This window comes from Pseudoalteromonas shioyasakiensis (genome assembly GCF_019134595.1).
In the GTDB taxonomy this organism is placed as follows: Bacteria; Pseudomonadota; Gammaproteobacteria; order Enterobacterales; family Alteromonadaceae; genus Pseudoalteromonas; species Pseudoalteromonas shioyasakiensis_A.
This window is the reverse complement of record NZ_CP077770.1, coordinates 1,635,233-1,646,524: the sequence shown is the minus strand read 5'-3', so window position 1 is coordinate 1,646,524 and position 11,292 is coordinate 1,635,233. Positions and strand designations below refer to the sequence as shown.

Genomic DNA, 11,292 nt, shown 5'->3' with positions numbered 1-11,292 from the left:
TATTAATGAGACATTAGACCAGTTAAAGTTAACGTAAAGTTTCAATTTTCGCCACCTTAATTTGCAATAAATTCGATAACTTGGCTTTTTGCTATGGTAAAATGATGAAAAATCTAATCGATGGTACGTTTATGCATACTTATAAAGCCGCAGATAATGCGCTAAAAGACAAAGTAATTTTAATAACAGGTGCTGGTGACGGCATTGGTCGTGTTGCCGCATTAACTTATGCTAAGCATGGTGCCACTGTTATTTTACTAGGAAAAACAACCAATAAACTTGAATGTGTTTACGATGAAATTGTAAATGCAGGCTACCCACAACCGGCTATTGTGCCAATGGATTTAAAAGGTGCCACAAAACAAAACTACCGTGACTTAGCTGCAACCATCGAAATGCAGTTCGGTAAGTTAGATGGTTTACTCAATAACGCAGGTATTTTAGGTTCATTAGGTCCCCTTGAGCATTTCTGTGTTTCTACCTTTGAAAACATCATGAAAGTGAATGTAACTGCACAAGCTATGATCACTAAATTCATGTTCCCTCTGCTTCGCAAATCTGATAGTGCATCTGTTATTTTTACTTCATCAGGTGTTGGTCGCCAAGGCCGTGAACACTGGGGTGCGTATGCAATCTCAAAATTTGCTGTTGAAGGTATGATGCAAACTTGGGCTTGTGAAGTGGGTAAAACCAATATTCGCGTAAACTGTATTAACCCAGGTGCTACCCGCACATCGATGCGTGCATCAGCGTACCCTGGTGAAGATAGAGATAAGTTAGCAACACCCGAAGATTTAATGCCAACATATTTATACTTGATGAGCGACGAGTCTAAAGAGGTGAACGGCCAGTCTTTAGATGCTCAACAAAAATAAGCCCGATAACTAATATCTAACACAAAAAAGCAGCTTTCGCTGCTTTTTTAATTTTCGATTAAATAAAACGTTTGATAATAAAATCAACTTTTACACGTTTAGCCTGCCCCAACAGTTTTTTAACCGGTGCAGGATAGTCATCCATCGTCTCTAAATCCTGTGGACCTGTCAAACGACGACAGTGCTGCAAAATAGCTTGTTTTTCATTTTCTATTTGCTCAAGAATGTGCTGCTTAGGGTCGTCAATTAAAATACCGTTTTCGATATCTAAGCCCCATGCGCGCGGATTTAAATTATGTCCACTTAATAAATGTAAGCGCTTATCTGAGCAAATCCCTTTTAAGTGAAAAGAGTTACTTTCGTGCTTCCAAAGGTAAACATTCAAATTACCATTACTGATGTGGCGTTTTTGTGACTTTAAAAACTTATACAAAATGGTTTCGTATAAATAAGGTAATGCACCAATTTTACTGAACGGCTCACTTGGCGGCAGATAAAAATCGTTTGCGGTTTTATCCCCTACCACAATAGTTACCTGCTTGCCTTGCTTTAATAAGCGGCGTAATGAGCGCATTAAAGGTGCAGGAAAGTTAAAGTAAGGAGTATAAAGAACAAGTTCTTGCTCTGTGGTATCGAATAACGATTTAATTAATCGATTCAGTTTATTACTTCTACGCCCTAAACCTAAAAATAAGCGTACACCCAGCTCACCTGCACTGGCTTCTGCAGCGCTTTCGTAACTTGCGGATTTAAGTTCACGCATCAATTGTTTTTGCGCAACTTTAATATCATTAAATTTTACCAGTGGACGCATATCAATACGCGGTACTGCAGCTGAGCTTAAAAGATGTGTTTCTATAAATTCGATGACCGAATTACATAAACCAGCTTGGCGAACTAAAAAGTAGCGGTCTAAACGATAACGTTCGTCTTGCTGCAGATACACATTATTTAAGCTTGCTCCGCTATATAACAATTTGTCGTCAATCACAAAGCCTTTCAAATGCAGTACCCCGAAAAGCTCTTTGGCTTTTACAGGAACACCATGAACTTTTACATTTGATTGATACTGCTCTTGAAAATCACAATACATGCTGGCATTGCCATCAGACTTAGCCGCACCAATTAAACCACGTTGAGCTCGGTGAAAATCAACGAGTACTTTTACTTCTAACTCAGGGTTAGCAAGTGATGCCTCATGTAACGCCGTTAATATTTCTCGCCCAGCTTCATCGTCTTGCAAATATAAAGCAGTAATATAAATTCTTTTTTTCGCTGCACCAATTAAACGCAATAGTTCAGTGCGATACTCTTTTGCATTGGTTAAGACCTGTACGTCTTCTGTAGTCAGCCCAAAAGCGGGCTTTTCCTGCCAAAATACCATAATTGCCTGTTCGTTTAGTTAGCTCATACCAAGAGCTAATATCAAAATTAGCTAAAACATACCAAAAAAATATTGCTTGGTCATGAATTACCGTACTTTGATCACAGAACAATTTGTAATTAGCCTGTTTTATGAGCAAAAAGAGTTATTTAAATTATAATAAGTAAGGATTATTTGACAGCTTAGCGATTTGACTAAAAAAATAATCAGGGCTTTTGTTTACATCCGCCTTGTTTTTCTTAGAATCGGGCGCATAGACATCGTATTGAAACGTTTTTAGGAAAAACCATGAGTGACGCAAAACACTGTAAACTATTAATCTTAGGTTCTGGCCCAGCTGGTTACACGGCAGCGGTATACGCAGCACGTGCCAACCTTAACCCTGTTCTTATCACTGGTATTCAGCAAGGTGGTCAGTTAACGACAACCACAGAAGTTGAAAACTGGCCAGGCGATGCACACGGCTTAACAGGCCCAGCATTAATGGACCGTATGAAAGAGCATGCTGAACGTTTCGAAACTGAAATTGTTTTTGATCACATTAATAAAGTTGATGTTTCAAAGCGCCCTTTCACTTTAACTGGTGACTCAGGCACATATACGTGTGATGCATTAATTATCGCAACAGGCGCGTCGGCTAAATACTTAGGTTTAGAATCAGAGACTAACTTCCAAGGTCGTGGTGTTTCTGCTTGTGCAACCTGTGATGGTTTCTTCTACCGTGGTCAAAAAGTAGCGGTTGTGGGCGGTGGTAACACTGCTGTTGAAGAAGCACTTTACTTATCAAATATCGCTGATGAAGTTCACGTTATCCACCGTCGTGACAGCTTCCGTAGTGAAAAAATCTTAGCCGATCGTTTAAAAGAAAAAGCTGAAAACGGTAACGTTGTTTTACATTACAACCGTACTTTGGATGAAGTACTTGGTGATGAAATGGGCGTAACTGGCATTCGCATTAAAGCAACTGATTCTGAAGAAACAGAAAACTTAGATCTTGCCGGTGTATTCATTGCAATTGGCCACAAGCCAAACACTGACATGTTTGAAGGTCAGCTAGAGATGAAAGACGGCTATTTAGTCGTTCAGTCTGGTTTAAACGGTAACGCAACACAAACAAGCGTACCAGGTGTATTTGCTGCAGGTGATGTGTCTGATCACATTTATCGCCAAGCAATCACATCAGCAGGTACGGGTTGTATGGCTGCACTTGATGCTGAACGCTTCTTAGATAACCTATAAAATAGTTGATCTAAAGTACTAAATACTAGGGGCTGTTGTGAAACAGCCCCTTTTTTATAGCTAATTTTTTGTTAAAATCAGAGCAAATAATAACGATACGCTGATATGATCAAGCAACTGTACCAACTCTCGCCAGAGACTGTTGAATTTCCAAATCCAGAACTCGCCCTTGATGAGCCCGACGGCCTGCTAGCAATTGGCGGGGATTTGTCAGTTGAGCGCATTAAAAATGCCTACAACACAGGGATTTTCCCTTGGTTTAGTGACTATGAGCCCATTATGTGGTGGTCACCGAGCATGCGCGGTGTTATTGAGCTTAATGAATTTCATATTAGTCGCAGCTTAAAAAAGCATTTAAAGCGTTTTCCTGTGCGTGTAACCATAAATCACGCATTTGCTCACGTTATCAATGCCTGTCGAGAGCAACGTATCGATGCAGAAGGTACCTGGATCACTGAGCAAATGATGCATGCCTACATTGAAGCGCACCATCAGGCTCTAGCACACAGCCTTGAAATATGGCACGAAGATGAACTCGTAGCTGGTCTCTATGGCATTATGCAAAACGGCATATTTTGTGGAGAATCAATGTTTCATCAAGTCAGTAATGGCTCAAAACTGGCGATGTGGGCATTAGTTAATTGGCTTAAGAAGCACCAAGCCCATTTTATTGATTGCCAACTAGAAAACCCTTATTTAATCACTTTAGGTGCAAAAGTTATCCCACGCAGAGAATTTTTAACTAGACTTAAATTAGCGCACAGTTATGTGCCTAAAAAAGATATGTGGCAACCACAAGAGTTGATTAATATTTATGACTGAGCACTTACCCGCTAGGCTTGGTTTAAGCCAGCAATTTGATTGCAGTTATTTACCCGACCGTCAGGAACAACTACTTGTTATACTTGATCCAAGTTGTTATTGCCCTGATAAATTTGAACAGTTATTAGCATTGGGTTTTAGACGCAGTGGCGACCAAATCTATCGTCCACATTGCCCTATTTGTAATGCTTGTAATTCAGTGCGCGTTTTGGCCCAACAATTTACCCCTTCAAAATCACAAAAGCGCAAATTAAATAAAGCAAATAAGGTTTTCACGGTCAGTTATAGTGAATACGAACGCGCAGAATATTACCCGTTATATTGCAAATACATCACGCATAGGCATCAAGATGGTTCAATGTTTCCGCCTGACCAAAGTCAGTACGAAAGCTTTTTGTTTTGCCAATGGCTACCCGTTACGTTTATAGAGTTAAGAGATGGCGATAAATTAGTTGCGGTCGCGGTAACCGATTGCATGACCAATGCCCTATCAGCAATTTATACCTTTTTTGACCCAGATTATGAGCAATACAGTATTGGTAGCATCATGATCATGGAACAAATTAAATTTGCAAAACAACAAGCAAAACAATTCGTCTATTTAGGTTACCAAATCGACGAATGCACTAAAATGAAATATAAAACCCAATTTTTGCCTGCACAAAAGCACATTGGCGACGAGTGGTTGGCGATTTAATTGACAAAAATGAGCCCTGTAGCTTTACTTATTGCCGTATTTTCGGCAAAATCTGCAGCGTTTAACTATTAAAGAGGTGTTACGCTAAACATGGCGAAAGAAGACGTAATCGAAATGCAAGGTACGGTCCTTGATACTTTACCAAATACAATGTTCCGAGTTGAGCTAGAAAATGGTCACGTTGTTGTGGCTCATATCTCTGGTAAAATGCGCAAAAACTACATCCGCATCTTAACCGGCGACAAAGTAACCGTAGAAATGACTCCTTACGATTTATCGAAAGGTCGCATCGTATTCCGTGCTCGCTAAGTTAGTGCGTTAACGAGAGATTTAGCTTTTTGCTGCTTTGAATGAGCAGGTGTGTTTATTACAAAGAGCTAAAAGCGTTTGTTAAATGGTGTTAAAACTAACTTAGTTTTAATTCCATTTAATAAACAAAAAGCCCAGCAATTGCTGGGCTTTTTGTTTTAAGCTTAATAAATTAAGCTGTTTCTAGGCTAGTCTCAAAGTCAAAATGGATTTTCTTGTCTTTAACCGATACCTTAACTGAACCACCATCGGCTAGCTCACCAAACAAGATTGCATTTGCAAGCGGCTTTTTAAGCTCATCTTGGATAACACGCGACATCGGGCGTGCACCCATCGCTTTATCGTAGCCTTTATCTGCCAACCACTCTCTTGCTTTTGATGTAAGTTCAAGGTTAACCGACTTCTTATCAAGTTGCGCTTGTAACTCAACAATAAACTTATCAACCACTTGCAAGATAATCTCTTTCTCAAGGTGATTAAACCAAATGATATTATCTAAGCGGTTTCTAAACTCAGGTGAAAACACTTTGTTGATTTCACTCATCGCATCATGAGAATGGTCTTGTTCGGTAAAGCCAATTGACTTACGTACAGTCTCTTGTACACCCGCATTCGTGGTCATCACCACTACCACATTTCTGAAATCGGCTTTACGACCGTTGTTATCAGTAAGCGTACCGTGATCCATTACTTGCAGTAGAATGTTGTAAATATCTGAATGTGCTTTTTCAATTTCGTCCAGTAGTACAACTGCATGCGGGTTTTTAATTACCGCTTCAGTTAATAAACCACCTTGCTCAAAACCGACATAACCAGGAGGCGCACCAATTAGACGACTCACCGCATGACGTTCAACGTATTCAGACATATCAAAACGAATAAACTCAACACCCATACACTTAGCAAGCTGCTTAGTAACTTCTGTTTTACCAACCCCTGTTGGGCCTGCAAATAAGAACGAACCCACAGGTTTATCTTCGTTAGCAAGGCCAGAGCGCGATAAACGAATTGCTGAAGTCAACGCATCGATTGATTGGTCTTGACCAAACACCAGCATCTTCAAATTACGGTCAAGGTTTTTAAGTGTCTCTTTATCGCTTGATGAAACGCTTTGCTGAGGAATACGCGCCATCTTAGATACAATTAGCTCGATATCCGCCACACCAATGGTTTTCTTACGCTTAGAAACTGGCTGTAAACGCTGATTAGCACCTGCTTCATCAATAACATCAATAGCCTTGTCTGGTAAGTGACGTTCATTAATGTATTTAGCACTAAGTTCTGCAGCTGCTTTCAATGCTTTTTGTGTATAACGAATACCATGGTGCTCTTCATAACGCTCTTTTAAGCCGTTAAGAATTTTTGTGGTATCAGCCACACTTGGCTCAAGTACATCAATTTTTTGGAAACGACGTACTAACGCACGGTCTTTTTCAAAGATATTCTTGAACTCATTGTAAGTAGTTGAGCCCATGCAGCGTAGCTTACCACTTGATAGTAGCGGTTTAATTAGGTTCGATGCATCCATAACCCCACCCGATGCAGCTCCTGCGCCAATGATGGTATGAATTTCATCAATAAATAAAATTGAACCTGGTTTAGCTTGTAGCTCTTTAAGTAGCGATTTAAAACGTTTTTCAAAATCACCACGATATTTAGTACCGGCTAATAATGCGCCCATGTCGAGTGAGTAGACCACTGCATCGGCAATCACATCAGGTACTTCTTTGTTTACAATGCGATAAGCGAGGCCTTCAGCAATGGCTGTTTTACCCACCCCAGCTTCACCAACCAAGAGCGGGTTGTTCTTCTTACGACGACATAACACTTGTACAGTGCGTTCAACTTCGTTATCACGACCCACTAATGGATCAATATTGCCATCAATTGCCTGTTGATTCAGGTTAGTCGTAAAGTTTTCAAGCTTAGTCGGCTCTTCACCTTGCACTTCTTGCACTTCTTCATGAATGTCATCGTGGTCTTCACCGCCGATATCATCATCTGTTTTAGAGATACCATGCGAAATGAAGTTAACAATATCTAAACGATTAACATCTGATTTTTTGAGTAAATATACTGCTTGGCTTTCTTGCTCAGAAAAAATTGCCACTAGCACATTAACGCCAGTTACTTCGTTTTTGCCTGATGATTGCACGTGAAATACAGCGCGCTGCAATACACGCTGAAAACCTAACGTAGGTTGTGTTTCTCTGTCTTCTTCAAGATCAGGAATAACCGGCGTTGTTTCGTCAATAAAATCTGATAATTCGACTTTTAATGCGCTCATGTCTACGCCGCAGGCGTTTAGCGCTTCTCCAGCAGAAGGGTTATCGAGCAGTGCAAGTAAAAGATGCTCGACGGTCATAAATTCATGACGGCGTGTTCTCGCTTCGCGAAACGCCGCATTCAAGGTTAGTTCTAAGTCTTTGTTTAGCATTGGCAACCCCTTACTGAGATAATATTTATATACCGTTGTGACGGGCTAATTAGTTCACCCTACCTTGGTATTTATTCCTGCTCACAACTACATAGCAGTGGATGCTCGTTGTCTCGTGCGTAACGATTAACTTGTTCAGCTTTGGTATGAGCTACATCAGCGCTGTAAACACCGCATATTGCTTTACCGTTATGATGAACTTGAAGCATCACATCTGTTGCTCTATCGCTATCCATATTAAAAAACGTCATTAGTACTTCTATCACAAAGTCCATAGGCGTGTAATCATCATTATTTAAAATGACTTTATATTTTCGCGGTGGTTGCAATTTTTGCTTTTCACTATCGCGAACTGTTTCAATAACACCAGAATCTTTCATGCCACTCATAATTAAATATAGTCTTGTCTTTAGAACTCAAGCAAACTTGAATAAAAAAATAAATAAATTGTTAAAAAATAGTCTAAAACACTTGACTGACTGGCTAAATAAACTACAGTCAAATATAGATTGATTAATCATTAGTCAGTCTAGCAAATTACACGGTTTAGAATAACTAAATTAGTCAACTTATAGAAGGATGTAGAAGTATGGCTTGTGGAAAAGTCAAATGGTTCAACAATGCCAAAGGTTTTGGCTTCATCGTAGAAGACGGCAGCGAGACTGATATATTCGCTCATTACTCAACGATTGTAATGGACGGTTATAAAACACTTAAAGCTGGTCAAGATGTAACATTCGAATTGCAACAAGGTCCAAAAGGGTTACACGCAACGAATATTGCGCCTAACGATGAAATCTCTTAGGTAAAACCTATTCGAGTATCAAGCGAGCGACCTTGTTAAGATCCTCGCTTACTCTTCTCATTTAAATATATCTTTCACTTCCCTTGAAATTCCATTTCTTTACCCCAATTGTTTAATTGTTATTAGCCCTTTAGAGCCAAGCTTGTTACACTCTTGTTGCTTAAATTTAGCTTTTTCGTCATTTTGACGTAAGGCTTTTGGCTAATTTCATAATTTGCTTATTTGAGCTATAAGAATTTTACAGTCTGTCAGCTGTGGTTATTTTAGTACTATGTATTGAGTTGCAACAGCTAACAGACTGCTTGCTGTTGTTTTATCAAGGCACTTAAGCTTGGTAATTCAAGGCTATCTATTGCATTGTTGAATATGGCTAATTAAGGGTTACTGCTAGCAGTCTTTACCAAACATTACGCCAACTATCTAGGAATGATGATGACATCAAAAATTATCTATACTAAAACAGATGAAGCGCCAGCTCTTGCGACGTATTCATTGTTACCAATCATCCAAGCATATACTAACGCTGCGGGTGTTGAAGTTGAAACTCGCGATATTTCATTAGCGGGTCGTGTAATTGCAAACTTCCCTGAGTACTTAACTGAAGATCAACGTATTGATGATGCACTTGCAGAATTAGGTGAAATGGCTAAAACACCTGAAGCTAACATTATCAAGTTACCTAATATCAGTGCTTCTATCCCTCAGCTACGTGCAGTAATTAAAGAGTTACAAGAAAAAGGTTACGCATTACCTGACTACCCTTCAGAGCCAAAAACTGATGAAGAAAAGAAAGTTAAAGCAACTTACGACAAAATCAAAGGTTCTGCTGTAAACCCGGTACTTCGTGAAGGTAACTCAGACCGTCGTGCTCCAGGTTCAGTAAAAGAGTACGCACGTAACAATCCACACTCAATGGGTGCATGGAGCAAAGATTCTGAGTCTTATGTTGCTAGCATGGAAGACGGTGACTTCTTCGGTTCTGAGCAGTCAGTCACTGTTGCAGAAGCAACTGACGTACGTATCGAGCATGTTGCTGAAAATGGTGACATCACAGTTCTTAAAGCAAGCACACCATTACTAGCAGGTGAAGTAATTGACGCTTCTCGCATGAGTGCTGCTAAGCTTCAAGCTTTCCTTGCAAAAGAAATTCAAGCAGCAAAAGACAAAGGCGTGTTGTTCTCATTACACATGAAAGCAACTATGATGAAAGTGTCTGACCCAATCATCTTCGGTCACGCTGTAAAAGTTTTCTTCAAAGATGTATTCACAAAGCACGCTGATCTTTTCAAAGAGCTAGATGTTGACGTAAACAACGGCTTTGGTGATGTATTCTCAAAAATCGAAAGCCTAGATGCAGCTAAGAAAGCTGAAATCGAAGCTGATATCCAAGCGGTATACGACAACAACCCTGCTATTGCAATGGTTGATTCTGACCGTGGTATCACTAACCTTCACGTACCAAGTGATGTGATCATCGATGCATCAATGCCTGCTGCAATCCGTTCTAGCGGCCAAATGTGGAATAGCGAAGGTAAATTACAAGACACTAGCTTTGTAATTCCAGATCGTTGTTACTCAGGTGTTTACCAAGCAACTATCGATTTCTGTAAAGAAAATGGCGCATTCGATCCAACAACTATGGGTAGCGTACCTAACGTTGGTCTTATGGCTCAAAAAGCTGAAGAGTACGGTTCACACGACAAAACGTTTGAAGTAGCTGCTGCTGGTACAATCCGTGTAGTTGACACAGCTGGTACAACTTTACTTGAGCATGCTGTTGAGCAAGGTGATATCTGGCGTATGTGTCAGGTGAAAGACGCACCAATCCAAGATTGGGTTAAACTTGCTGTTAATCGCGCTCGCGCAACTAACACGCCAGCAGTTTTCTGGTTAGACGAAAACCGTGCACACGATGCTGAGCTAATCAAAAAGGTAAACGCGTATTTACCACAACATGATACTGATGGTCTTGAGATCCACATCTTAGCACCAATTGAAGCGACTAAGTTCTCATTAGAGCGCATCAAAGAAGGTAAAGACACTATTTCAGTAACTGGTAACGTATTACGTGACTACCTAACTGACTTATTCCCAATTCTTGAGCTTGGTACAAGTGCTAAAATGCTTTCAATCGTACCACTTATGAATGGTGGTGGCTTATTCGAAACAGGTGCAGGTGGTTCAGCGCCTAAGCACGTTCAACAGTTCGAAAAAGAAAACCACTTACGTTGGGATTCATTAGGTGAGTTCTTAGCGCTAGCGGCTTCTTTAGAGCATTTAGCAGTTAATACTGGTAATAAGAAAGCACAAGTTCTTGCTGATACGCTTGATAAAGCGACAGGTACTTTCCTAGCTGAAAACAAATCACCTTCACGTAAAGTGAAAGAGATTGATAACCGTGGTTCGCACTTCTTCCTTTCACTATTCTGGGCACAAGAACTTGCTGCACAAAATGATGATGCGGAATTAAAAGCACAGTTCACACAAATCGCTGCTGATCTTGAGTCTCAAAAAGACCAAATCGTTACTGAATTAAACGATGCACAAGGTCCAGCAATGAGTGTTGGCGGTTACTTCCAACCAAATGATGAGTTAGCATTCAAAGCAATGCGTCCAAGCTCAACATTTAATGACATCCTAGCTAAACTGGTTTAATTCATTTAAACCTAATTAATTAGCTATAAAAGAGTTACCTCAGTGTGTGTTTACCACCAAAGAGGTAAC

General features: G+C 40.1%; 10 protein-coding genes. 7 read left to right on the top strand and 3 right to left on the bottom strand.

The window, feature by feature from the left end; translation table 11 throughout:
• Positions 1 to 131: 131 nt before the first annotated feature.
• Positions 132 to 875, top strand: a complete 744-nt coding sequence (locus KQP93_RS07665) for a YciK family oxidoreductase (protein WP_217876757.1) — start codon at positions 132 to 134, stop codon at positions 873 to 875.
• Positions 876 to 933: 58 nt separating this feature from the next.
• Here the strand turns inward: KQP93_RS07665 and pssA are convergent, their stop codons facing one another.
• Entirely contained in the window at positions 934 to 2,259 is a 1,326-nt protein-coding gene (gene pssA, locus KQP93_RS07660) for a CDP-diacylglycerol--serine O-phosphatidyltransferase (RefSeq protein WP_217876542.1), read from the bottom strand.
• 288 nt (positions 2,260 to 2,547) lie between these two features.
• Between pssA and trxB the strand changes: the two genes are divergently transcribed.
• The 4 genes from trxB (at position 2,548) to infA (ending at position 5,326) form a co-directional block, all read left to right on the top strand.
• Positions 2,548 to 3,498 (top strand): thioredoxin-disulfide reductase, encoded by a 951-nt coding sequence (gene trxB / locus KQP93_RS07655; protein ID WP_054551466.1) that lies wholly within the window; start codon positions 2,548 to 2,550, stop codon positions 3,496 to 3,498.
• A gap of 105 nt (positions 3,499 to 3,603) precedes the next feature.
• The gene (aat, locus tag KQP93_RS07650; RefSeq protein WP_217876541.1) at positions 3,604 to 4,320 is read left to right on the top strand and encodes a leucyl/phenylalanyl-tRNA--protein transferase; all 717 of its coding nucleotides are present in this window, start codon (positions 3,604 to 3,606) and stop codon (positions 4,318 to 4,320) included.
• Positions 4,313 to 5,017, top strand: coding sequence for an arginyltransferase (locus KQP93_RS07645; protein ID WP_217876540.1), 705 nt, complete (start codon positions 4,313 to 4,315; stop codon positions 5,015 to 5,017). Before aat ends, KQP93_RS07645 begins: the two co-directional genes overlap by 8 nt.
• Positions 5,018 to 5,107: 90 nt before the next feature.
• Positions 5,108 to 5,326, top strand: a complete 219-nt coding sequence (gene infA, locus KQP93_RS07640; protein ID WP_002962494.1) for a translation initiation factor IF-1 — start codon at positions 5,108 to 5,110, stop codon at positions 5,324 to 5,326.
• 172 nt (positions 5,327 to 5,498) lie between these two features.
• Here infA and clpA read toward each other — a convergent pair whose 3' ends face one another.
• Together clpA and clpS are read right to left on the bottom strand one after the other, a co-directional pair.
• On the bottom strand, positions 5,499 to 7,763 hold the full coding sequence (gene clpA / locus KQP93_RS07635) for an ATP-dependent Clp protease ATP-binding subunit ClpA (protein ID WP_217876539.1): 2,265 nt from the start codon (positions 7,761 to 7,763) through the stop codon (positions 5,499 to 5,501).
• Positions 7,764 to 7,834: 71 nt separating this feature from the next.
• On the bottom strand, positions 7,835 to 8,143 hold the full coding sequence (gene clpS / locus KQP93_RS07630) for an ATP-dependent Clp protease adapter ClpS (RefSeq protein WP_161804337.1): 309 nt from the start codon (positions 8,141 to 8,143) through the stop codon (positions 7,835 to 7,837).
• Positions 8,144 to 8,352: 209 nt separating this feature from the next.
• Here clpS and cspD point away from each other — a divergent pair, with 209 nt between their 5' ends.
• A complete protein-coding gene (cspD, locus tag KQP93_RS07625; RefSeq protein ID WP_036968098.1) occupies positions 8,353 to 8,568 on the top strand; it encodes a cold shock domain-containing protein CspD in 216 nt (71 codons plus the stop codon).
• Positions 8,569 to 9,000: 432 nt separating this feature from the next.
• A complete protein-coding gene (locus KQP93_RS07620; protein WP_217876538.1) occupies positions 9,001 to 11,223 on the top strand; it encodes an NADP-dependent isocitrate dehydrogenase in 2,223 nt (740 codons plus the stop codon).
• The last annotated feature ends 69 nt before the right edge of the window (positions 11,224 to 11,292 follow it).

Coding starts and splice junctions, on each gene's coding strand:
- KQP93_RS07665 (WP_217876757.1), top strand. CDS start 132: ATGCATACTTATAAAGCCGCAGATAATGCGCTAAAAGACAAAGTAATT.
- clpA (WP_217876539.1), bottom strand. CDS start 7,763: ATGCTAAACAAAGACTTAGAACTAACCTTGAATGCGGCGTTTCGCGAA.
- pssA (WP_217876542.1), bottom strand. CDS start 2,259: ATGGTATTTTGGCAGGAAAAGCCCGCTTTTGGGCTGACTACAGAAGAC.
- aat (WP_217876541.1), top strand. CDS start 3,604: ATGATCAAGCAACTGTACCAACTCTCGCCAGAGACTGTTGAATTTCCA.
- trxB (WP_054551466.1), top strand. CDS start 2,548: ATGAGTGACGCAAAACACTGTAAACTATTAATCTTAGGTTCTGGCCCA.
- KQP93_RS07620 (WP_217876538.1), top strand. CDS start 9,001: ATGACATCAAAAATTATCTATACTAAAACAGATGAAGCGCCAGCTCTT.
- infA (WP_002962494.1), top strand. CDS start 5,108: ATGGCGAAAGAAGACGTAATCGAAATGCAAGGTACGGTCCTTGATACT.
- clpS (WP_161804337.1), bottom strand. CDS start 8,143: ATGAAAGATTCTGGTGTTATTGAAACAGTTCGCGATAGTGAAAAGCAA.
- cspD (WP_036968098.1), top strand. CDS start 8,353: ATGGCTTGTGGAAAAGTCAAATGGTTCAACAATGCCAAAGGTTTTGGC.
- KQP93_RS07645 (WP_217876540.1), top strand. CDS start 4,313: ATGACTGAGCACTTACCCGCTAGGCTTGGTTTAAGCCAGCAATTTGAT.